Raw genomic sequence first — 23,032 nt, forward strand, 5'->3', positions numbered from 1 at the left:
CCGGTGCGCGTGGATCCGATGCCGGGCGAAAGCCTCGGTTCCTGGCTGGAGGCGTTGTCGCGGCGACTGTCCACGCCCGCAGTGGATCTGTTACCCGCGCTCGGCCTCGACGTCGCAGCCGAGCGCCGCCGGGCCGCAGCGTTCGCAACGTACCTGCGGGCGGACGAAGCGTCTCGCGTCGCTGCGGTCACGGGGATACCGGCCCCGACGCTGCAGGAGATGACGCTGGCCCACTACGACGCGGTGGCACGAGCCGACCCCGGCAGCAGGCGACTGACGCCGCACCACGCGTGGGCCCGGCGCCCGGGAACGTGGTTCTGCCCGCACTGCCTGGCCGAGTCCGGCGGCCGGTGGCAGCTGCGCTGGCGACTGGGCTGGTCCTTCGCCTGCACCCGCCACCGATGCCTGCTCACCGAACGCTGCCCGGGCTGCGGCCACGTCCCGCGGCCCGGGACCCTGTGGTTGCACATACCGCAGGCCTCGCGGTGCAGCACACGCCCGGGAACCGCCCAACGAAACTTCGCGCGCTGCGGCGCCGACCTGACCACGACTACGGTGCACGAGCTCGGCGCCGGGCACGCGACGCTGGCCGCCCAGCACCTGCTCGACACGGTCCTCACCACCGGCACCGCCGCGTTCGGCCTCTACACCGCGAGCCCGGCGCACCGGGTGTTCACCGATCTGGCCGTGCTCGCGTCCCGGATCCTGCGCACCACCGAAGCACCTCGCGCCGCCGATCCCGACCTCGGCGACCTGGCCGACCTCTACCGGACCGCGCTGACCGACACCGACGGCTCTGGCCACCGCCCCGGCACGGCACCCGAGCACGCGGTCCTCGCCGCCGTCGCCACCACCCGTGCTCTGACCGTGCTGGGCACCGCCGACGAGGCCGCCGCCCTGCTTGCAGCCTTGTGCCCGCCCGGCGCCGCCGGACGGAGGCTAGTCGCCCCACGCCACTCACGGCAGCGGCCAATCACTCCGCAGCTCGCCAGCGTTCTGCAAGGGGCCCGCCGCACACTGTTCCCAGCCCCATCCCCGCCCTCGTTCGCCCGCACCTCCCGAGCGCCCACGCCGTCCGGACGTCGCCGCGACCTCCTCGGCAGCGTCCAGCGCTGCCCGAACCGCGACCGCTCCGCCACGATCCCGACCGTGTTCTGGCCGTGGTGGACACTGCGCCTCGCCCCGCAGTGGAGCATGGGCCGGCTAGTGCGTGGCGCGTTCGCGTGCCTGACGGCATCTAGCGGCACCGCCATGTCCATTCCCGCGACGATCGCCCGGCTCGACGCCGATGTCTCGCGGGCCTACGTCGCTGAGGCCTTGCAGCGCATGACGACGGAGCCTGCGTGGGACGCCCGGCGCACCGCGCTCGCCCGCATCGCCCGTCGCCTCGATCAGCACAGCATTCCGATCGACTACGCGCGCCGCCGCGCACTCGACTACACCGATCTGCTGCCCGAACCCCGTTGGGAGACGTTGCTGGCTCGCACCGGCTTCCGCCGTAACGCCAGCACGCTGCGGTCCATGCGCTGCCTGCTGTTCGAGACCATCAGCGGCAGACCCGCTTCCACCGCGCCCAAGCACTACGCGCCGTGCACCAAGAACCAGCGCGAGGCTTACGCCGACTTCCCGGTTCTACTCACCGCACGTCTGGCCGCCGAGCTCCATCTGGTTGCCGCCGAGTTCCTCGCCGATCACGGCATCGACGAACCTGTTAGCTGGCAACCACCGCACGACCTCGCCGTCGGTCTCGACCTGCCCGGCCCCGACCCCGACACGCTGCCCCGGCAATCGCTGACGGATCTGCTTCGCGCGGGCCTTCCACTGGGACAGGCTTCCTCGCAGGCGGGCATGACGCTCGACTCCGCCCGGTACCTGCTTGCGCATCACCCTCGCGAGACCCGCAGAAACCACGACGTCGGCGAGCGGCTGCGCGCCCAGCTGTCCGCAGAGACATTCCGGGACCTCTACCTTGACCGCCGCTGGTCCATCACTGCCCTTGCAGCCCGCTACCAGGTCAACCGGCGCCGCATCACGACGCTCGCCGCCGCCTACGACATTCCGCTGCGAGACCCGAGCACACCACCACCCGGCATCAGCCGCCGTGGCTGCGCGAGCAGTACGTGCGCCGCGGCCGCAGCTCGGAAGACCTTGGCGCCGAGCTGGGCCTGCACCCCGGCACGATCCTCAGCTGGTGCCGCCGCTACGACCTGCCGGTGCGTCCCGCCGGCCCCAACATGCAGCACAGCGAACTCTACCTGGCCGGGGCGATCCCGCCTGAGCTTCGGCCCGCGCTCACCGGCACCCGCCCCTGGAAGCTCCTGGCCGCATTCGTTCACCTCCGTGACTACCCGACTCTTCGCGCAACAGCCGCCACACTCGCGATCAGCCCGAAAACCCTTGCCCGCTACATTCGTCGGCTTGAGCGGGAACTCGGCCAGCAGCTCGTGCACCGCCCCATCGGTCCGCACCCAATTACAACCCTCACCGACGAAGGTCAGGCACTGGCCACCAGTATCGCCACTGTCCTCGCCCGAACACCGGACCTGGCGCCGGAGGCACTTCGGTGACTCCGAGACGCGGGGCCCGCCAGCAGCGTGGACGCGGGCGTGCAGCGCTGCTGGCGGGCGATCGACACTGTGTTGCCGCGCTGAATCCACCGGCTGGCAGCAGCTCGGCCAGCGCCCACGGCGGGATTTGCTCGCCGCGTGGATGAGCCACTGACCGAGCCGCCTTTCAACCAGGGCGACCGATCGGTATGACTACCGTCGCTCACCGCCGGTCTCTCAGTTGGAGAAGTAGGCCACGAGGTTGGGGCAAGGTGAGGTGCAAGAGACCTCTGCCTTGTAGGACGCATACACGTGGTCCCGCCAGACATCGGCGTTGCCGAAGATGAGCTGCTCGACAACCACCTTGCCGTTGGTGACGTCGGTGATCAAGAGCAGCCAGTTCCGCGGCGGCCCGCCTGTCGTGGCCAGGTGGAAGATGTTGGTCGGTGCCACGCTGATCGCCCGCGTCACGCAGTATTTGTCGTAGCCGTTGTCGAGCACCCGGCAGCTCGCCGAGGCTGCGAACGCGGGGCTGGCCGCGATCATCGACACGGCCGACGCGATGATCGCCGCCAGCGCCACAATCATCATCTTGAACTTCATACATTCCTCCTCAGGTGGACCTTTCGATCTTCAGACCAGCGTCGATTTTCGTGTTGCAACAACCCCGATCGGTTGTCCGTGTCCTATCTCCCAGCGAGTTGCCTGGCCGGCTTGTTTTGACTGTCCGGCGCCGGCCCGGGTCTAGTGGTGGTCGGCGCAGGTGTTCGCCGCCGACCACCACCGCAGGCCGCCCAGGGAAGGCATTCCTCCCCTGAGACCCCCCAATACCGGCCTGCCCCACTATGGTGGCTCTGCTGTGCACTACGGGAACACCTGGCAAGCCTGACTTCCGGGATGGAGGTTTGCCTCTATACAAGGGTGAGGGAGACGGTGTAGTCCCGATGCGTGGCAGTAGACGACGATCGATTGGTGGGGCGCGAGCAGGCCCGGTCACGGGCAATGTGGGTACTGGCGGTGGCGGGCGCGGTGAGCGTACTCGCGACAGTCGTCCTGGCGCTGCTCGAGCCGGGAATGTCGGCCGTGCCGTTCGCGCTCGGGATACCGTTTTCATATTTTATGATCGGGATGTTCGTGTGGTGGCGGGCGCCTCAGCATCTGGTTGCCCGCCGCATGCTCGCCACCAGCACGCTAGTGGCGGTACTTGTACTCGACGCGACCGTCGAGCGCACGGTGGAGCGGCTGGGAGGGGCTGCGGAAGAGGTCTTGCCGCGGTGGGCGTTGATCAGCATGCCGATCGGCGACGCCGTGTTCGGTCTTGTCGTTGTCATGGTCATTGGCCTGATCGCGTTGTTGCCGGACGGCCGGTATCGGTTCGCCTACGAGCGAGTGGCGCTGCGGGTGCTATGGCTGTTACCGCCGTTGTATGCGCTGAATCGCTTACCCGGGCTACCGAAGCTTTTCCCCTTCCCGTGGGGGAATTGGCTTTTGCTGCTGGGACCGGTGCTGTTGGTCGTGCGGTACGTTCGGCTTCCCAGGGCCGAGCGTCGCAAGGTGCGTTGGCTGCTGGGTGTGGCGGCGCTAGTGGCCGGGGCGATCCTGACGCCGTTGATCGTGATGCGGTTGCTCCCCGTCAACGAGATCACCGTCCGGGTGCTGGGGCCGCTGGCTGTCGCGGCGGCCGCGGCCGGGTTGGTGGTGATCGGAGTCCGTTACCGCATGCTGGGCGCCGATCTCGGGATCCGGTGGACGACCCGGTACGGTTTGCTCTGGTTGATCTTCGGGCTCTCGGGTCTGGTCGCCGTCGCGTTTGTCAGTGACTGGGTGAGATCTGCTCTACCGCTCGCGGTGGCTGTGGTGGTACTCGCCGGCGCATACTCTGTTCGGATCTCGGTCGAACTGGCCGCCCGCCTCAGCCTGATCCAGCGCCAATCAGGTGAATTAGCTGCCTCGCGGACCCGCATTGTGCAGGCGCAAGACACCGAGCGGCGCCGCATCGAGCGCAATCTTCACGACGGGATTCAGCAAGAACTCGTCGCCCTGGTCGCCAAGCTTCGGCTGACTCGCAACAAACTCCCGTCTGGGGCAGACCAGGCCCAAGTAATACTTACCGAGGTACAAGACGATGTATACCGTGTGATCGACGAGTTGCGGGAGTTCGTCCACGGCATTCATCCGCCTGAACTTACCGACCAAGGCTTGGTTGCCGCAGTGCGATCCCGTGCCCGGCGTGTACCGATCCCGGTTACCGTCGTCGCCGAGCCTCCGGTGGACGCCGCGCGGTACGCCATCGACGTCGAGGAATCGGCGTACTTCCTCGTCTCCGAGGCGCTAACCAATGTCCTCAAGCATGCTCACGCCTCGCGGGCGACCATCCGGCTCGCGCTGGTTGGCGGGTTTCTGGTCATCGAGATCACCGATGACGGAATCGGCAAGCCCGGCGGCTTCCGCGAGGGTTCTGGGTTGATCGGGCTTCGCGACCGCGTCGGCGCCACCGGCGGGAGTCTCGAGGTCACCGGTAGTCCCGATGGAGGCACCACCGTGCGGGCCCAACTACCAGCTCGGGAGGTCACCACTAATGCCGAAGCGTGAGCACCTGCGGGTTCTGATCGCCGACGACCACTACCTGATCCGGGAAGGCACGCGCAGGCTCCTCGAAGACTCCGGACAGATCACGGTTCTAGCCACTGTCGGTACCGCCGACGAACTCCTTACGGCCGTGGAACACGAACAACCGGACGCAGTTATCGCCGACATCCGCATGCCTCCCGAGCACCAGACAGAGGGCATCACCGCGGCCCACACCATCCGCAGCCGCCACCCGGATATCGGCGTGGTCGTGCTGTCGCAGCACGCCAACGAGCACTACGCCTTCGCGTTGTTCCAACACGGAACACCGGGACTGGCCTACCTGCTCAAGGAACGCATCGGCGACCTCGACGAACTTATCCGCGCCCTCCACGAGGTGGCCGAAGGCCGATCCGTAATCGATCCGCGCATCGTTGAAGTACTGCTGCACAGCCACCGTGCCGCTGACTCACCCCTCGCCCAGCTCTCTCCCCGCGAGCTCGACGTTCTGCGGCTAATGGCCCAGGGCAAGAACAATCGTGCGATCGCAGAAACTCTGACCCTGTCCGAATCCACTATCGAAAAACACGTCAACTCCACCTTTGCCAAACTCGGCCTGGCCGAACAGCCCGAACTCCATTACCGCGTCACCGCCGTGCTGACCTATCTCCACCACGAATAAGAGCGTGCCTTACGTGATGATTGATGCTGCGTGAGCCATGATCGTGGCGTGGTTGATCGGTTGTCGCTGCGGTTGGTGCCGGACGAGCTGTGGGCACTGGCAGAGCCGTTGCTTCCGGCATTCAAGCCCCGCCGGCTCTACGCCGACAGCGGCTACGACCACGACAAGTACCGTCGCCTGAACGCGTCGCGGCAGCTCGGGTGTCACGAACGGAGAAACACCTCCCGAGCCGGTCACTGACTGGCAGATCCCAGCGTTCCACCACGCCACCGGAACACCGCTCGATGCCGGCGGAATTCACCCGACCGCGCGCCCTGACGGAAGGCGGATCCACAGCACCCACGCACAGTCCCGTGCCGCGCCAGCGCGCCGACACCAACCTGAAGAAGCGCCACGGGAAGTGAGACTGATCATGGTGACATCGTTGTGAGACACCGGAGGGATCCCCAGGTTATAAAAGATCGACATGTCACGAACGGTGAGATCCTACAGTCGGCGGTCCGCGATCCGGAGCCCGCGGCGAGTACGGCGACCTGCTCCCCATCCGGCCCGCCGCAGGCGTCCCCGTCCAGTGCCTGCGCGGGGAGTACCTCACCCACTACGGCATGACCCAGACCTACAGCCACCGGTACCGCCTGCACGGCACCCTCTGCGAAACCTGCCGCCTCATCGAAGCCCGCGACCAGGCCGAACGACGCCTGTCCGAATGGGCTCACCTCGACACCGCGATCCAGTACCCGCCCGACGCCGCGCCGCAGCAGGGACTCGTGCTGGTCGCGCGGCCACCCGGCGCCGACAGCCTCACCGGACACATCGAACTGCGCCTCGACGGCGCCCTTACCGGCACCGCCACCATCACTTGCTGCACCTCCTGCCGGAGTGCCACGCTCGACTATGTCCAGGTCTCCTCCGGATACCGCCGGCTCGGCTACGGTCGCACCCTCGTCGCGGTCGCCCGCGCGCGCATGCCCGGCTACACCTGGACCGCGCCACTGCCGGAGGGCGGCATCGCCCAGGCCTTCCGCGCGCGTCTGCCGTACCCACGAGCAGCACCAGCGTGCATTCACCAGCGGGACCGCAGCGCCGGCTGACCTGTCCTTCCCTCCAGACGCCCGTGAGCCCTGGCGCAGGTAGCCCCGAGCGGATTCGCATGAGCGCAGGTCAGAGTCGGCGGTTCAGCCGATCGGGTGCTTTTCTTCCAGGTCGCGCAGATCGGGCGACCTGGTCACTTGGCGTCTTTCCGCTGCCAGCACCCGCGCACCCCAGTGTCCGCTCACGGCGACACCAATTCCAGCGCCTTGAGGAATCGGCTACGATGCGGATGTCCCACTCCGGGACGCCTCATCGGTCACCTTGGGCTCACTCGTGGCGACCTCACGCACCCTGCTGGAGGGATTGTTTGCCCTGGTCAGAGCGGTTATTAAACCCGCGAGGCAAGTTCTTAAGACTCTGCCGAAGCTTAGATCGAAGGATTACCGGAACGGAACTACACCGGAGATGATGTCGGAAAGATATGCCGGAAAGACACATCAGTAAGGCACAGCTAATCCGATGAACGAACGAATTAAGTTACCGCACTCGTCCGCGAATCTAACTTCGGCGGATGAGGCGAACATGGAAGCGCCCGAACTGCGCGAACAGTCCGGGCGCGGTGGATCGAACACTCGTCTAACCCGCTGGTTTTCCAAGGAGAACGATCCGTATGGATTCTAACAGTCGAAACGTTAGAGAGCCCAACGACAGCGAGGTGCATCGCCGCAGGTCAGTGGCTTGGCGGCGCGTGTGCGCGGTCGTCCTGGCACTCGTCGCGCTCTCACAGGACAGGGGTGCGGGCATGCCGAGGGCAATGCCGAGCCTCGTTGCCGGCCTCTTCGCCGACCGCGAGTCGGCCGACCGGCTGCACCGGACCATCCGCCTTGTCGTGGTGGGTGCGGTGCTGGTCGTCGCGATGCCGAGCAGCGTGCTGATGGTGCACCCGGAGGTTTTGACGGCGATCGTCAACGCGAGATGACAGGTTGACGACGACGTCGAGGTGAGTCAGCCGGCGTGCATGCCTGGGGCGCGCCGGCTGCTCCGTACGTACCCGTGTTGAGCTGTTCGAGCAACAGCGCCGAGGGAAGCGTAGGTCGCGACAGACCGCGATGCGCGGCCCTAGGTGCTGAAGCGGGGCATCGGCCGCAGCGCGCAAAACCCGAAAAGAGAGCCGAGAGAAGCCACACATGGGGCACGTCGGCGCTCGCACGCACTGTCGCTCACCACGAAGCATCGTCGGCCGCGCGAGTATCGGCGAAGTCGATTAGCGCCTGGTGTAGTTCGGCGATGTGGACGTAGCGCAGCTCCACCGTGCGGTCATGGACCCGTGTCGCAGCCTCGACGACGGGCCCTGCGATCGTGACCCAGCCGTCCTCGGTCTGCGGGTGACTCCATCGGCCGAGGTCGCTGTTCACCCGGCCGATGAAGTCGCAGTACAGGGCATCGCCGAGTACCTGGTCGAGTGTGGCGATCACCGGTTCGAGGTCGATGATCTCGAACCCGAATCTGCATTCGGCCGACGCCTTCTCGACGTCAAGCTGGGGCAGCGTCACATCGTCCGGCACGGCACGTGCGGATCTGGGTGCGCGTGTGGTGGGTGCGGTGTCTGCGGGCGCGGTCCGGCGAAGACGGGCGCTGTCGGTGAATATCTCGACTGCCCAGTGCCCCATCTGCGAGGTCGGTTTCAGCAGTACGCCCACGATGTCCCCCGTTACCGAGCTGGCTGGATGTGTCCTTCCCGTCAGTGTGGGAAAGACCGGCCGGGTAGCGGCGCGCAAACCGAGGCAACCACCCGAAAGGGCGGAGCCCTTCAGACGCTCCGGTCAGTCGTAGATCCCCTCGACCGTCCACTGGGGGTTCTGGCCGATCGTGACGGCCAGGATCAGGGCTCTGTTGCGGTCAGCGGCCGAGTCGGCGAGGACCATCTGTACCCGGGCTGCTGCTCCCGGCGGGTTTCCCGCATGCACGGTCGGACGGTGCAGCCACGGGCCCGCCCAGCTGATCACCGGAAGCGCTGGCTCGCCGTCGACCGCGACCGTTACCGGCAGCTCAGTCAGCTCCCCACGCATGGTGCATCCGACCTCGTGCCCGGCGCGCCGTGAACGACCGCCGGGACTGCGCGGCGCGGGCCCGTCGCCGGGGACGGTGCCGGCAGCTGGCCCGGCCACGGCGCATCCGCGGTCACCGCGGCCCGGGGATCGCCCCACGGGATCAGACGAACCCGCTCGGCTGGACTCCGGCCGCCGTCCAGCAGCGGAGTGAGCACCGCCTCGGGCCCGAGCAGCCCCTGGATGCGCACCATCGCCCGGCCGGCGCGCTCGGCGGCGTCGGCGTCGCGACCCATCGCGCCCAGCTGCAGCTGCAGTGCCTCACCGCCGACCAGTTCCTCCGGCATCAGCCGCAGCCGGATGATCCCGGAGCTCGGCCGGTCCTCCGGGTTCGCCGTGAGCCAGCCTTCGCACTGCCAGCGCACCCGGTCCGCGGTCGCGCGGGCGGTGAGCGGTTCCGCGCACCGCCACACCCGTAGCCGTTCCTCACCCGACTCGGTCACTGCCACGATCGCCAGCCGCGTGCACGCCATCCCGTGGCGGGCCAGTCCGGCGAAGAAGCGCTCGCCCAGCGTTTTCGCGATGAACGCGGCCTCGTCAATCCGCTTCAGAGGCGTCTCGAACTCTTGGATTACGTCCAGCTCCGGCGGCAGGGCGCGGCGCAGCGGTGGCCGCTGCGACAAGCCGCGGGCGAGCCGGTGCGCGAGGATCGCATCGCGCCCGAAGCGGCCGGCGACGTCCCGCTCCGCGATCGCGGCGAACGCGCCCAGCGTCCGCAGCCCCAGCCGCGTCAGCAACCCGACGAGTTCGCCGCGCTCGTCCCCCGGCTGATCCAGCTCGGTGATCGGCAGCGGCGACAGGAACTGCGCGGAGCCGCCTGCGGCGACGAAAACAGCCCGGCGAGCGGCGAGGGTCGCTGCGAACAGCCCGTCGGCGATCCCGATCTGACACTCCACGCCGGCGTTCGCGGACACCTCGTCCAGCAGCCGCTCTGCCAGAGCCTCTTCGCCGCCGAAGTATCCGGCCGCCCCGCCGACCGGGACCGCGACGACCCCAGGACGAACGACTTCGACGCCCACCGCGTGCTGCTCCACCGCGGCGGCGACCGGCTCGAACACCCGGGCATCGCGATCCGGATCGTGCTGGTGCACCACCAGGCCCGCGCACCGCGACTGGGCGTCGCGGCGGCGCATCCCGCGCCCCACCCCGCTGCGGCGCGCGGCTGCGGAGCACGCCACAACCCGGTTCCCCGAAAACACCGCAGCAGGTGCCAGCAACGGTGTTCCCGCGGCGGCACCGGCAGCGACAACCGGCCAGTCAGGGCACCACAGCACCAGCAGCCGCGGCGCGTCGTTCATGCTCATCCCGCGACCTCGATCAGCGGCTGCCGGGTTTGTCGCTCGCCGGCGGCAACGGCGCCGCCGGGGCCGGGCAGCTGCAGCTGGATCGACTGCGGGCGTGTGGCGGCGCCGCGGCCGCGGCTGGTGGCCACGACGTCGCAGGCTTGGAGATAGCCGTAACCGTCGGAGGTGGTGCCACGCCAGGTGTGGCCGGACAGGCACAGTTCGACATCAGCGCCAGGCCAAGGGCCGGCGGCGAGAAAAACCGCACCGCGGGTACGCAGCGGCCTGCGAGCCGCCGTGCCAGCTGCGGCGAAGCGCTGCGGCACACCGTCGGACCCACCACGATCAAGTCGAAGCCGTCGACCAGCGCCGAGAGCACCGCCGCCAGCTCCGCACCCGGATCCGGGACCAGCGCCATCCGGTCCAGGTCGACGCCCAGTTCGGCGGCCGCGACCAGGCCGACGTCGGGCATCCCGGCGACCGCGGCCCACGAACCGGCCTGGGTCGCCTCGGCCAGCAACGCCAGTACCAGCGACGGCGACCCGAGAACCGAGACCGCGCTGCCCCGCCGCAGCCCACCGCCGGGCAGCAAAGCTCCCAACGCCGGCAGCACCGGCAGTGCCTCCATGGGCCCTGCGGTGTCTGGGCTGGGCTGGCGGAGCTGGGAGGCCGTGCGGATGCCGGCGATCGCAGTGAGCTCCGCGAGCGCTTCCGGTTTCGCCACTGCCGCTCACCTCCAGCACCACGAGCCCGCACCGGAGACACCGACGTACATAGATTGCAGGCGAACCCGAACACTCATCGAACACTTGTTCGGATGATGCGAGATTACTGCCGTCCTGTCAAGCCGAGCCACCCAACGTCACTCGCTCAGGCGAGAAGGTCAGCTCAGCGCGGTCGAGACGGCACCGACTGTCGCCGATCAGGGCATTGACCTGCGCAGACACGGCGCGAGTGGGCCGATCGGGTTACCGTCGGAGCAGGCCGTTGGCGTCGGGACGGAGGTCCGCATGGCTCGTCGAGACGGCGCTTCGCGCGTGCCGGGGTGGGTGGAGCCGATGCTGGCCAAGCCCGATGGCGGCCGACTGCGCAGCGGGTCCGAATGGGCGTATGAGTACAAGCTGGACGGCTACCGCGCGGCCATGCGCATCGGCGCCAACGGCACGACGATGCTCACCAGCCGCAACAACATCGATTTCACCGCCGAGTTCGCCGACCTCGCCGACGTTCTCGCTCCCGCGCTAGACGGTCAGGCCGCTTACCTGGACGGTGAGGTCGTCGTCTACGACGCCGACGGCCGGATCGACTTCGAGCTCATGCAGGAACGCCGCGGCCGCTACGTCAAGCACCAGAGCTCCCTGCGCCGCGACGAGCCGTTCAACGACATCGCAGTCCGTTTCCTCGCCTTCGACCTGCTCCAGCTCGGCAACCGCAGCCTGCTGGCCAGACCCTACGACCAACGCCGACAGCTGCTGACGAGCCTGCCGATGCCCGACCCCTACCGCGTCTCCGTCGTGCGCGCCGTCACCTTCGACGAGCTGGCCGCCGACCGCTACACGCCGGCCGACTTCCTCGCCCACGCCGCATCCGCCGGCTACGAGGGTGTCGTCGCAAAACTGCGCAACTCCACCTACATTCCCGGCCGCCGCCCGGATTCCTGGCTCAAACACCCGTTCGTCCAGGCCCAGGAAGTAATCATCTGCGGGTGGCGGCCCGGGCAGCGCAGCTTCGCCGGCACCCTCGGCGGGCTCCTGCTCGGCGCGCACGACCCCGAGTCCGGTGCGCTCGTCTACATCGGCGACGTTGGCCTGTTGACCGGACTAACGGAGGACACGCCGGTGGGCTGAGCTTCACGCGCCGGGTGTTCCGGTAGATCACCTCCATCGTGATCACGGAGGTGAGCGGATTGACTGGCGAGCCGCAGCGGGCCATCGATGAGATTCGGCTGCCGCGATGGGGCCGCGTCGTTGCAGCGGAAGGCTCGGTCCCATGGGTGGTCGTCGGCCCCGACGATGTCGTCGTCGCGCCGATCCGGGAGTTCTTGACCGAGTTCGTCGCGATGGGCCGAAGTCCTGGCTCGGTGCGTAGTTACGCCTACGACCTGCTGCGGTGGTGGCGTTGGTTGCTGGTTGCCGGAATCGAGTGGAACCGCGCCACCGAGGCGGAACCCCGGGACTTCGTCTTGTGGCTGCGGCAGGCGGTGAAGCCCCGCCGGTCGAGCCGGACGACGTCGGCCGAGTTGGTCGGCACGGTCAACCCGATCACGCGCAAGCAGTACCTCGGCGACGGTTACCAGCCGCGGACGGTCCGGCACTCGAACGCTGTAGTCCGCGCCTTTTACGAGTACTGGATCGATCGTGGCGAGGGTCCTGTGGTCAACCCGGTGCCGCGGGATCCGCGTGGAGGCCGCAGCAACGCTCACCACAACCCGTTGCAGCCGTTCCGGGCCGAGGGCCGGATCCGCTACAACCCTAAGGTCCCGAAGCGCCGACCACGGGAGCTGCCGGAAGCGTTGTGGCGCGACGTGTTCGGAGCGCTTCGGTCCAATCGAGACCGTGCGCTGCTGGCGACGGCGGTGAGCAATGGCGCCCGGGCCGCGGAACTCCTTGGTGTGCGCGCGGTCGACTTGGACTGGGGTGATCAGCTGGTGCGGGTGGTGCGCAAGGGCAGCGGCGCCGAGCAGTGGCTTCCGACTAGCGCGGAGGCGTTCGTGTGGATCAGGCTCTACCTGGCCGATCTCGGAGAGCCGCTGGCGCCGGACTCACGGCTGTGGTGGACGTTGCGGCGGCGCGATCAGGGCCGGGGCTTGAGTCGGCAGCCGTTGAACTATGAGGCGCTGCGGGCGGTGTTCCGGCGCGTCAACGGTGCCCTCGGAACGAACTGGACCATGCACGACCTGCGGCACACGGCGGCGCTGCGGATGTCGCGCGATGAGAACCTCTCTTTGAAGGATGTGCAGGTCATCCTCGGGCATGCGCACTTGTCGACGACAGCGGACGTGTATGTCGTCGAGGACGAAGCTCAGATCGTCCGGCGTGTCGGCCGTCACCTCACGGACCGAACGCTCCCGGCAGCAGCGGCGCCGGTCGCGGTGGGGTACGACGCCGCGGATCTCGACATCCTGCTGGGAGGGCTTCGATGACCAGGACACCTCCGTTCACCAGCGATGTCGCCGACGTCGGTGTGGCGGCGACGCCGTCGTCGGGCGCTACCCAGGTGGGGCCGCTGGATGACTGGTCGATCGAGCAGGTTGTTGCGTCGTTTTCGTCATTGCCCACGTGGCCACTGGGTGACCAGAACGCGCGCCGGTGGCGGGTCGAGGGCGCTCGTAGGGTCCTGTCCTGGCTGGCGGAGCACCCAGGGCGCGGTTGGCAGGAGCGGTGGGTGAACAGCGGCGCCGACGCTGGTGTCGGCTGGATCGACGACGTGATCGCACGAGAGGCCAGTACCGATCCGAAGTACCGGAGGGTGCTCACCCATGGCCTGACCTTTATGCTTCTGGCGCGTGTCGTGGTGCCCAGCTACACCTTCTTGACGGCGTATGCGGCCAGCCATCTGCTCGGGTATGTCCGGCAGACGCACCGGCCAGACCTGTTCCTCCAGCTCGAAGAGCGCGCCGTCGCTTTGGAAGCACCGATGCGGCGCCGCACCGAGGCGCTGTCGATCCTAAGCAAGCTGGTGCTACACACCGGCCGCGACCTGGACCAGTTGACCGCGGAGGACTTTCTCGAATTCCGCGCCTGGGTCAAGCAGCGCGGCAGCAAGTACATCGGCGGCTCGCACCAAGCGAACCTGGCCTGGGACCTTGTCCGCGACATCGCCGGCCTTGACGGCCCGCCCTCCTTCCGCGACACCCTGCGCACCGGCCAGCGCAGCAACGCCGAACTCGTCGGCAGCTACCCGATCCGCAACTCCGATATCCGCGAGGTGCTCGTCCGCTACCTGGACCAGGGCCGGCCTCAACTGGACTATTCATCGCTGCGGCGCCTGGTGACCGACCTGGTCGGCAACTTCTGGGCCGACATCGAGCGCCACCATCCCGGCATCGACACCTTGCGCCTACCTGAGGACGTCGCCGCCGCCTGGAAACAACGCTTGCGCGTGATCACGACAAAGGACGGAACCACACGCCCGCGGCGCGGTTACCTCGATGTGCTGGCTCGAGTTCAGTCGTTCTACCTCGACATCCAGCAATGGGCCCTGCAGGACCCGTCGTGGGTGCGGTGGGCGGTGCCGTCGCCGATCCGGCGCGGCGAGACCGACGGAATGGCGAAGGTGGCCCGGCAGGTCAGTGCCGAGATGCATCAACGAGTACGCGAACGGCTACCGCGCCTGCCCGCACTGGTCGAGACCGCCGAACGGCAGCGCGCCTTCCACAGCGGTCTGCTCGAACTCGCCGGCGCTGCCGCCGTCGGAGAGGAGTTTGTCTACCAGGAGCGTCGTTACCGTCGCGTGGAGGAGAAAGCCTTCATCCCGCATCGCTACCGCGGACAGGCCCCACCGAATGTCACCGTCTCGGATCTCGACGCAAGGGAACGGATCGACGTGACCCGCCGGGAGAACACCGCGTTCTGGGCATGGGCGAGCATCGAAACACTTCGCCACACAGGAATCCGGGTAGAAGAGATGTGCGAGCTGACCCACCTGGCGCTGGTGTCCTACCAGCTGCCTGACACCGGTGAAATTGTCCCGATGCTACAGATCGTGCCGTCGAAGAGCAACGAGGAACGGCTGCTGCTGGTCGGACCGGAACTGGCCAGCGTGCTGGCCACCGTCATCACCCGATTGCGCCGACAGAATGGCGGCACTGTGCCTTTGACCCGCCGCTACGATCCACACGACCGGGTCCTCGGGCCGCCGCTCCCGCACCTGTACCAGCGGCGACGCAGCTGGCGCTGGGAGACCATCTCCTACTCCGGACTGAACCGGCTACTGGAGGCGACGCTCGCGGAATCCGGGCTGCATGATGCGACCGGCGGGCCGTTGATCTACACTCCACACGACTTCCGACGCATGTTCGCCACCGAGGCCGCGACCGGCGGCCTACCCGTGCACATCGTCGCGCGGCTGCTGGGACACGCGAACATCAACACCACCCAGGCCTACATGGCGATCTTCGACGAAGACCTCGTCCGCAACTACCGCGCGTTCCTCGACCGGCGGCGAGCGATCCGCCCGGAAGCCGAATATCGCGAACCGACCGAGGCAGAGTGGCGCGAGTTCCAGCAGCACTTCCAGGCCCGCAAGCTGGAACTCGGCGAATGCGCCCGCCCCTACGGCACACCCTGCCAGCACGAGTTCGCCTGCTTAACCGAAATGATCTTGGGCGACTTAACTCCATGTTAAGGCCCCGGACCGTCACTGATAGTGACAGAGGGGGCTTCGGCGTCGACGTGTCCGGGCGTGTCGCACGTCCCGCCAAAGATCCCGACTTGACACAATGACGTCACGCCCTCTGTCGCTGTCGCGGGCGAATGATCGGGGGATCGAGGATCTGGGCCGGGCCTCGCCGAAACAGTTCGGCTGGGCGGCCTTGCCTGCCGTCCTGCAGCTCATGGGTGGGTACTACGAAGCCTTTGATATCGCGGATTCGGCGCTGGAAGTTCTGCGGATTGAGCCTGACACCCCAGATGGCCTCGTAGACTCTCCGAAGATCGCTGATGGTGAACTTTCGAGGACAGAAGTCTGCAGCGACGGTGGTATGCTCTAGCAGCGTACGGGCGTGTTCGACGGAGCGCTGAAGGATCTCTCCATGGTCGAAGGCGAGCCGTTGTGGATCGTTCCACATTGACTCATCGACCTCTACCCAGTCGGCGCGGGCAGCGTCAGACGCGCCTTGGACGTCGGAAAGACCAGCTGCAATCGCGAGGAATGCCGTGCTGACGATACGTCCCCGCGGGTCCCGCTCTGGCTTCGAAAACGTGTGGACCTGTTTAAGAAGGAAGGATCCATTTAGATTTGTCTCTTCTTGAAGTTCTCGACTCGCGGCCTTCTCCAGTGATTCGCCGGGTCGCAGAAAGCCGCCCGGTAGGGCCGACTTTCCACGGTAAGGCTCCTTGCCGCGCTTGATCAGTAGAACGCAGAGCTCTCCACTGCGAATAGTGAGGATGACAATGTCTACAGCTGGCAACGCCGCTACACGCGGCCTTCGAACCGGCTTGGCGGCAATCGTCTGTAGGCGAATAGCCCCTACTAGGCCCTGAGCGCTCACGACGGTGTCGGCTGGCACATCGATCGGAAGGTCCAACGGCGGTTCGGCGTAGTAGACAGCCATTCCTCGTTGGTGGATCTGGCCCAACTCGTAGGAGGTAGTTCGACCAATGTAGCCACCAGGATTGACTACGTACACAAAGTCGGACGAGAAAATCTTGTAAAATGTTTCGGTCTGGATTTGGTGATCCGTCGCGTCGATCGGATCGGACGTGAAGACGATGTGCCCTCGATTCCCGTCCCTCACCCGATCCATTGGCGGCGACTTCACAGTGAACCCAGCTTCGACGAAAACCCTGGCAGCCTCGCGAACCTCTCCAAGGTGCTGACGAAAGCTTCCGATAATCGCGACAGACGGCCGCGTCTCATTGCCTGATGTTCTACTCACGATCTTTCCTGGGCTCTCGGTCCGAGTCGGGCGGCTTGGAAGGAGGTGTCTGAAAGCGGCGTACAAGTTCGCCAGCTGCCAGGCTGGTGCCAGTGACCACCGGAACGATGACCTCCGCGCCGTAACCGTTGACGACCATAAGCACCGCGAACCCGAACACGATCATCACCGCGGCCAAGCCGACGGCAACGGTGGAACTCGCGTACTTCTTCATGTCGCGAGGTTTGCACTACGGTCGAGATTCTGCGTCAGTCGATTGCATGCTCGTAACCCTAACTCAGAGTCTTTGCCCAGCTCAAGCGCTGTATCGAAGGGTTAGAGTCAGCTCGAAACATACCGGGTCTTCCACCGCCGCTCGACTTCAAGCTCGCCGGCCGACGGAGAGATGGACATCGGGCATGCCGAGGTGGACTGGCTTGTCGCGGGCGGTGCGCATGGCTTCGAGTTTCTGAGCCGCAGCCGCCATCGTGGTCTCGATGGCGGCGACCTCGCCCATCCAGCCTTGCTCTCTGGCTTCATCGAGCCGGTCGGCGAGGTTGGCGTGGATCTGCTCCAGCCGCGGCTGCTGTGTTGGGTCTACTCGGAGTAGTGGGCATCTGACGCAGGCGTTTTCATGCTGGCAAGGCGTTCCATGGTCGCGGCCGCAGATCCCGAGCGCAACCTTTCGTAGTTCGAAGTGGGCGAGGAACTGGTCCCATTCGGTGGCGGTCAGGTCGCGGTATTCCTCGCTGGGCCGCTCGGCTCGGCGCCGGGCGATGAAGGCCCGGTGGTGGGAGATCACGTCTTCGGGGTAGATCGCGGCGTACCCCATCGTGGTATCGACCGTGGCGTGGCCGCAGACCTTGGCGGCGATGTGTGGAGGCAGCCCGGAGCGGATGGCGTCGGTGACGAAGATCCTTCTGAAGTCGTGGGGCCGCCACTGCAGCGGTTGGCCGGCTGCGGTGACCTGCGCGGTTTGGGACATGGTGACGAGGCACTCGCGGATGTAGCTGCGGGTCAGCGGGCGATCCTCGGTGCCGAACCGTCGCTGGAACAGGTAGGGCATCGGCGGGCTCCAGGTCTGCTCGAACACGTCGTAGGCGGGCACCAGCGGCAAGGCCGCGTTGCCGGCGCGGACTCGGAAGATGATCGCGGTCAGGACCTCCGCGAGCTCTGCGGAGACAAGGAGAAGCCGCTCTGCGTCGGTCTTGGACGGGGCGATCTGCAGCATCGGCACGACCTCGCCGGTGGTGGGCAGTGTGTAGGCGACGAAGCTGTGGTGGGTCAGTTCCAGCATCTCCTCGATGCGGATCCCGGTGTGCCGCAGGACTTCCACCGTCGCCCAGGACCAGAACGCGGCCTCCTCCTCAAAGGTCAGATCCCGTCGGCTGCCAGTGGTCGAGTCGATGGCGAAGACGCGGCCGGAGTCTCCCTGCCGGCAACGTTGGAACTGCTGGCCGACGGCGGTGAACTGGCCTTCCGAGGGTGTGTCGCGGGCGGCTTGGACGCGTTCTGTGGCCTCCTTCCGCTGCTGTTCGACGGCCCGCAGCAGGGCGGGCAGCAGCGGCAGCTGAGTGCGGGTCCGCTGGTCCATCCGTGCTTTGACCCGAGCCTGGGTCTTCTTCCGGGTCACCTCGCTGGCCTTGATCGGGCAGGGGGCGACCCACTGCGCCCACCGTGCCGGATCGTCGGCAGCCCAGCGAGCGATGTCCTCGTAGAAGGCCCGCACGAACACCAGCTCGCCGCGGTAGTTCTCCCGTGGTCGCAAGGGGTTGCCGTCGGCGTCGCGGATGTGGGCCAGCCGCTCCTTCCACGCCTGCGCGACTTCTGGGGCAAGCTTCAGTGAGTCGATGCCGGGGCGGTGGATCTCCAGGTCGCGCCAGAACAGCCGGCAGAGGTTGCGTGCCACCGAGCGCAGCGAGGTGTGGTCGAGCTCGGGGGAACGCTCGGTGAGGTACTCGATCAGCAGGTTTCGGATAGGTCGGCATTGGATGCCGTAGGCGTCGACGATCTGCTCGACGCTGCGGCGCCCGTGCAGGCGCAGCTCCCGCAGCCGGGACGGCGCGTTGCCGTGCAGGACGCCTGCTTCCTTGAGCAGTGCGTAGAACAGCGGGCGGCCGGCGCTGCCCCGGAAATGGTGCTGCTGCAAGGCTTCGGTCAGCTCGATGCAGTCGCCGACGGTGATGTCGGCGACCACGCCGCCTTTGCTGATCACGATCCAGGTGAGTTTGTTCAGCGCGTCGGACCTAGCGTACCGGGCGGCCTGGCCCGTATGGCGCTCGACGCGGGCGAAACCGTCGGGGTCGATGGCCGAGCGGGCCTCGGCGAGCATCAGAACCTGGCGCTGCCGAAGCAGCCACCGGTAGCCGGGACGGACAGCTTGGCCGGCCACCAGCATCGTCACGCCGGAGTTCAGCTCGTCGCGGTGGTAGTTCCGGGGCTTGGCGATCCCCTGCAGCGGAAGATCGGCCCAGTCGAAGCCGGCGGCGTCGGCCCCGCTGGCCAGCCACCGGTCCTGCCAGCTGTCTCCAGGATGCCGCTCCAGCCAGTCCAGCACTTTGGTCAGGCCGCGCCGCCGGGCCTGGTCGCGAGCGTTGCTCGGGCCCTTGTCGGCGAACAGGCGCAGCAACCGCTCGGCTAAGGCGTCCCGGTCCTGCCGGGTCTGCCACCAGCCCTGCTCGGTGGGCCTTGGTTTCCATCGACTGAGCGGGGCCGGTTTGTCAACGCCGGCAACGAGTTTCGCGACTTCAGTGTCGGATTTGGTGAGGCTCATTGGGTGTCTCCCTCGTCAGGCGCCGTGCCGAACAAGGTCGCCAGCACTTCGGGCCGGTAGCCGGGAGCTGGCGGCGCGGGCGGCTGTTTCCGGTGGGCTCGTTGCCGGTCGTGGTGGGCCAAGACGTGGGTGATGACCTCGTCAGGGGTGGGCGCGGTGTAGATCTCCGTAGTGGTGATGTGAGCGTGACCCAGTACCCACTGGACATCTGCCAAGGTCATGTGCGGGTCCTGGAGCATCCTCTTGGCGGCCGAGTGCCGTATATCGTGCAGAGTCCAGTTCGCACCGATCGCGGCGTTGGCCTTGGTGAACACCATCCGCGCCGCGTCGTAGGTCAGCGGACGGAAGGGCCGACGCAGCGTCCACCACAACGGCTTGTCGGCTCCCTTCGGGACCAAGCCCAGCGTCTCCTGCTGGTAGAGCCGCAGCCAGACGAACGCGTCCGCCGAGGCGGGCAGCCGCTGTAACGCCCGGCTGCCCTTGCGGACCACGCCGATCACCTGCTCCTCTGGCTCCACCAGGCCCTGCTGAACACCCAGCAGTTCGGAGGCTCGTGCGCCGGTGGAGATGTAGAACGCGACCAGGGCGCGGTCCCGGTTGCAGGACAGCGCGCCGAACAGGTCGTTGAACGCCTGGTCAGGGATGCTCCGTGGCGCCGGCTTGGGCTCCTTCGGCTGGTACGCGGCGCGACGGGACGGCTGCCGGAACGGTTGCATCGGGTTGTGGTGGGCGTTGAGGGGCTCGTCGTTGACGCCCTTGGCTTGGGGGAACGGGTTGACCAGCGGTCGACCGTGAGTGTCCCGGTGGTATTCGTAGAATGAGCGGACCGCCGCGCGGGCAGGCCGCCGGGTCCGGGCCGCGTAGTTCTCACCGGGCGTTGCCTTGCCGGTCACCGGGTTCACCGACCCCGCCGCTGGTGCGTCAGCCCGGCGCGGTCGGGGAGGTTTCTTGCTTGTCTTCAACCACAACGCGAAATCCCGGGCCTCCACCCGACTCGCCAGGTGCCACGGCACCTCGACCGCACGCAAGAATCGGAACCACGACAACAGCTCATAGGCATACGAGCGCAACGACGCTGGGCTCGCGTCGTCCGCAAGCATATGACGGAGGAACTCGGTGACAGCCATTTGCTCGACGTCGTTCTCGTCGACGAGTCGGAACGGCGACAACAGGTCGCCGGTCTCCTCGACCCGTCCGACTCGAGCCACCTTGAGGGTCGCTACATCCCTCACCACTTCGTCGCGTTCTGCCATCCCAACCTCCACGGGCCGTCGTGTCTGACGGCACGGGATCAGAGCAGAAGCACGTCATCACGCGCGGTGACGCGCGTGGCCCAACTTGGCCGAGCAGGGCCAGGCCGTCACGGTCAGTTGCCATCGAAGAAGCCCAGGAAACCCGAAGTTAGTTCGGTCAACGGGACATCCGCTGCCCCAGCCTCCGGCTCGACCTCGCAGCGCGGCCACGCCTGGTCGCGATCATCGACAACCTCAAGGACCGCATCCGTGAAGCCCAGCTGAACGGATGGCTCGGAGAGGCCCTCGGACTCCGCAGCAGCCTGGACAAAGCAGTACATAAGTTGGTCAGCCTCGACCGCACCCGAGACCGGCAGCCCACGGGACCGGTCAACCTCGGCATTCCCACCATCAAGGACAGCTAAATGCGCCCTGAACAGGACAAGGGTAGGTAGTCCGTGCAGTCGATCAGCTCAATGACTCGGCTGAGAACACCCAGCCAGCTACGCTCTCAGAGCGGCGGCAAGACCAGTGAATAATTTCCCGAAACTTGCGCGGTTTGGTTTCTGGCTACGCAGGTTGGAACCGTGATATGCAGGCCGGGAACTCGCAGTGACTACACGACGTTCAAAGCAGCGAATTGTCGGACGGACCGCAGGGAGGGCCGGTTGAGCCTGAAGCATCTGCTTGTGATCGTTCCCGGTATCGGGGGCAGCGTCCTCGAGCAGCACGACGGCCGGCCCGTGTGGGGCCAGAACCTTCCGGGAACCGTCCGCGCAGCATTTGCTCCCGACCGGCTGGCGATGTCGGAGCCGGTGGTGCCGGTTGGGTTGCTGCCCAGCATTGGCGTGCTGCCGTGGATGAAGGTCGCCGGGTACGACAGGCTGGTCCAGCGGTTGATGAACCGGCTCTCCCTTGGAGCCGACGATATCGACACTGCACATCCGCAGAGGGCGCCGCGGGCAGGGGCGAGCGCGTTGTTGTTTCCCTACGATTTCCGTCGAGGAATGGCCTACAACGCCGAGAGATTGGGACATGAGATCCAGCGGAGGGTGGGGAATCGGCAGGTGATCGTGGTTGCCCACTCGATGGGTGGTGTGGTGGCCAGGTGGTGGTGGGCGGTCTTGGGCGGGCATCGGATCTGCCGGTCTCTGATTACGGTGGGCACGCCGCACCGCGGTGCGCCGAAGGCGATCGACTGGTTGCTCAACGGTGTGCGGCTGGGTCCGGGGCCGATGGCGGCGGTGTCGAGTCGGCTGCTGCGGTCCGCGGCCGAGGTGGTGTCGGGGTGGGAGTCGACGTGGGAGTTGCTGCCACGGTATCCGGCGGTGCTGGATGTTACCGGCCCGGCGTATCCACACGAGGTTTCCGTTGCCCCCGAGCCGTTCCGTACGCGGGCGAAGGGCGCGTACGGAACGCATCTGGAGTTGGAGGCGTCCTGCGCGGCTGTGTTCGAGTCCGCACCGCAGGCACGCTCGCGGTTCATGGCGTTCTACGCCACCGGACACGCCACAGCCGGTCGCGCCGTGGTCGAGGGGCAGCGCGTGCTGGTCAGTCGTGCGGATGCCGAGTGGTTGCCCAGTCGTGGTTGGGAAGGCGGAGACGGGACGGTGCCTGCTATTTCCGCCACTCCGGTGGAGTATGTGGCTGAGGCTGACGATGGGGTCTATCACCGGACATGGTGGCCGGAACCGCATCTGCCGATTGCCTCGGCACATGGTGTGGTGGAGTTTGTCGCCCGATTCGAATCCGCCCCGCTGGACGCGGTGCGCGGTGAAGCCGGGCCCGACCGTCCGTGGGTGGGGTTCGACGTGGACGAGGTCATCGCCGCCGGCGAGCCGTCCACGGCACGGGTGCGGCTGTGCGGGGCCGATCCACGGCGGGTGAAAGCCAGGGCCAGGCTCATCGCCGAGCCCGGTGTGCCGGTCGGGCTACCGGAGGATCTCCGGGTGGACTGGCTGGAGGGGAGCTGGCGGGTCGAGATCCCGGGGCTGCCGCCGGGTGCGCACCGGCTGCGGGTCGAGTTGGACCATGTGCCCGGTGTGGATCGGGTGGTGGGCGAGGACGTCATCGGGGTGATTCAGCCGTGACCGGGTGGCGCTGGGACCGCGCGGACGATCCGGGTGAGCTGGCTCGCTATGTCCAGCAAGACCTGGTGCGCAGGCTTATGCCAGCGCGCCTGGCTCGGAGGTTGCCTGGACCGCACAGCCAGGCGCCGGCCGAGCGAGCGC

17 protein-coding genes and 3 pseudogenes are annotated in these 23,032 nt (G+C 67.1%); 11 read left to right on the forward strand and 9 right to left on the reverse strand.

All coding sequences use genetic code 11. The annotated features are described in order from the left end of the window. Window positions 1-9 precede the first annotated feature (9 nt). Window positions 10-399, forward strand: a pseudogene (locus QRY02_RS48720) (TniQ family protein); the annotation flags it as partial. Between the two features lie 1,835 nt (window positions 400-2,234). Next, window positions 2,235-2,567 carry a helix-turn-helix domain-containing protein gene (locus tag QRY02_RS48725; RefSeq protein ID WP_353069610.1) on the forward strand — a complete coding sequence of 111 codons (333 nt, stop codon included), beginning with the start codon at window positions 2,235-2,237 and terminating at the stop codon, window positions 2,565-2,567. A gap of 216 nt (window positions 2,568-2,783) precedes the next feature. Here the strand turns inward: QRY02_RS48725 and QRY02_RS31415 are convergent, their stop codons facing one another. Next, a complete protein-coding gene (locus tag QRY02_RS31415) occupies window positions 2,784-3,149 on the reverse strand; it encodes a hypothetical protein (protein WP_285986434.1) in 366 nt (121 codons plus the stop codon). Between the two features lie 345 nt (window positions 3,150-3,494). Between QRY02_RS31415 and QRY02_RS31420 the strand changes: the two genes are divergently transcribed. From QRY02_RS31420 to QRY02_RS31440, 5 genes and pseudogenes are all read left to right on the forward strand, one after another. After that, on the forward strand, window positions 3,495-5,138 hold the full coding sequence (locus QRY02_RS31420; RefSeq protein ID WP_285986435.1) for a sensor histidine kinase: 1,644 nt from the start codon (window positions 3,495-3,497) through the stop codon (window positions 5,136-5,138). Further along, window positions 5,125-5,796: a response regulator transcription factor gene (locus QRY02_RS31425; RefSeq protein ID WP_285986436.1), complete on the forward strand. Its 672-nt coding sequence runs from the start codon at window positions 5,125-5,127 to the stop codon at window positions 5,794-5,796. The genes QRY02_RS31420 and QRY02_RS31425 overlap by 14 nt, the downstream gene beginning before the upstream one ends. A gap of 48 nt (window positions 5,797-5,844) precedes the next feature. Next, window positions 5,845-5,928, forward strand: a pseudogene (locus tag QRY02_RS31430) (IS5/IS1182 family transposase); the annotation flags it as partial. Window positions 5,929-6,401: 473 nt separating this feature from the next. Continuing rightward, window positions 6,402-6,887 carry a GNAT family N-acetyltransferase gene (locus tag QRY02_RS31435; RefSeq protein WP_285986437.1) on the forward strand — a complete coding sequence of 162 codons (486 nt, stop codon included), beginning with the start codon at window positions 6,402-6,404 and terminating at the stop codon, window positions 6,885-6,887. Window positions 6,888-7,630: 743 nt separating this feature from the next. Beyond that, window positions 7,631-7,807, forward strand: coding sequence for a hypothetical protein (locus QRY02_RS31440; RefSeq protein ID WP_285986438.1), 177 nt, complete (start codon window positions 7,631-7,633; stop codon window positions 7,805-7,807). 241 nt (window positions 7,808-8,048) lie between these two features. Here the strand turns inward: QRY02_RS31440 and QRY02_RS31445 are convergent, their stop codons facing one another. The 4 genes from QRY02_RS31445 to imuA' all read right to left on the reverse strand — a co-directional run bounded on the left by QRY02_RS31445 (window position 8,049) and on the right by imuA' (window position 10,943). Continuing rightward, on the reverse strand, window positions 8,049-8,528 hold the full coding sequence (locus tag QRY02_RS31445; RefSeq protein ID WP_285986439.1) for a hypothetical protein: 480 nt from the start codon (window positions 8,526-8,528) through the stop codon (window positions 8,049-8,051). Between the two features lie 123 nt (window positions 8,529-8,651). Next, on the reverse strand, window positions 8,652-8,897 hold the full coding sequence (locus QRY02_RS48730; RefSeq protein WP_353068003.1) for a hypothetical protein: 246 nt from the start codon (window positions 8,895-8,897) through the stop codon (window positions 8,652-8,654). Further along, window positions 8,882-10,240 carry a DNA polymerase Y family protein gene (locus QRY02_RS31450; protein ID WP_353068004.1) on the reverse strand — a complete coding sequence of 453 codons (1,359 nt, stop codon included), beginning with the start codon at window positions 10,238-10,240 and terminating at the stop codon, window positions 8,882-8,884. The genes QRY02_RS48730 and QRY02_RS31450 overlap by 16 nt, the downstream gene beginning before the upstream one ends. A gap of 13 nt (window positions 10,241-10,253) precedes the next feature. Beyond that, the gene (gene imuA', locus QRY02_RS31455) at window positions 10,254-10,943 is read right to left on the reverse strand and encodes a DnaE2-dependent mutagenesis accessory factor ImuA' (protein WP_502874148.1); all 690 of its coding nucleotides are present in this window, start codon (window positions 10,941-10,943) and stop codon (window positions 10,254-10,256) included. A gap of 286 nt (window positions 10,944-11,229) precedes the next feature. On the opposite strand from imuA', the pseudogene QRY02_RS31460 reads away from it, so the two are divergent. From QRY02_RS31460 to QRY02_RS31470, 3 genes and pseudogenes are all read left to right on the forward strand, one after another. Next, window positions 11,230-12,048 (forward strand): annotated as a pseudogene (locus QRY02_RS31460) (ATP-dependent DNA ligase); the annotation flags it as partial. A gap of 56 nt (window positions 12,049-12,104) precedes the next feature. Then, window positions 12,105-13,361: a tyrosine-type recombinase/integrase gene (locus QRY02_RS31465; RefSeq protein WP_285986440.1), complete on the forward strand. Its 1,257-nt coding sequence runs from the start codon at window positions 12,105-12,107 to the stop codon at window positions 13,359-13,361. Further along, on the forward strand, window positions 13,358-15,565 hold the full coding sequence (locus QRY02_RS31470; protein ID WP_285986441.1) for a site-specific integrase: 2,208 nt from the start codon (window positions 13,358-13,360) through the stop codon (window positions 15,563-15,565). The genes QRY02_RS31465 and QRY02_RS31470 overlap by 4 nt, the downstream gene beginning before the upstream one ends. 100 nt (window positions 15,566-15,665) lie before the next feature. Here QRY02_RS31470 and QRY02_RS48735 read toward each other — a convergent pair whose 3' ends face one another. From QRY02_RS48735 to QRY02_RS31490, 4 genes are all read right to left on the reverse strand, one after another. Then, on the reverse strand, window positions 15,666-16,817 hold the full coding sequence (locus QRY02_RS48735; RefSeq protein WP_353068005.1) for an NUDIX hydrolase: 1,152 nt from the start codon (window positions 16,815-16,817) through the stop codon (window positions 15,666-15,668). After that, window positions 16,810-17,031, reverse strand: a complete 222-nt coding sequence (locus QRY02_RS31480; protein WP_285986442.1) for a hypothetical protein — start codon at window positions 17,029-17,031, stop codon at window positions 16,810-16,812. The genes QRY02_RS48735 and QRY02_RS31480 overlap by 8 nt, the downstream gene beginning before the upstream one ends. Before the next feature lie 147 nt (window positions 17,032-17,178). Next, the gene (locus tag QRY02_RS31485) at window positions 17,179-19,569 is read right to left on the reverse strand and encodes a tyrosine-type recombinase/integrase (protein ID WP_285986443.1); all 2,391 of its coding nucleotides are present in this window, start codon (window positions 19,567-19,569) and stop codon (window positions 17,179-17,181) included. Then, window positions 19,566-20,822: a tyrosine-type recombinase/integrase gene (locus QRY02_RS31490; protein WP_285986444.1), complete on the reverse strand. Its 1,257-nt coding sequence runs from the start codon at window positions 20,820-20,822 to the stop codon at window positions 19,566-19,568. Before QRY02_RS31490 ends, QRY02_RS31485 begins: the two co-directional genes overlap by 4 nt. Before the next feature lie 647 nt (window positions 20,823-21,469). Between QRY02_RS31490 and QRY02_RS31495 the strand changes: the two genes are divergently transcribed. Then, on the forward strand, window positions 21,470-22,891 hold the full coding sequence (locus QRY02_RS31495; RefSeq protein WP_285986445.1) for an esterase/lipase family protein: 1,422 nt from the start codon (window positions 21,470-21,472) through the stop codon (window positions 22,889-22,891). Window positions 22,892-23,032: the final 141 nt, after the last annotated feature.

It is taken from the genome of Amycolatopsis sp. DG1A-15b (genome assembly GCF_030285645.1).
Lineage (GTDB): Bacteria > Actinomycetota > Actinomycetes > Mycobacteriales > Pseudonocardiaceae > Amycolatopsis.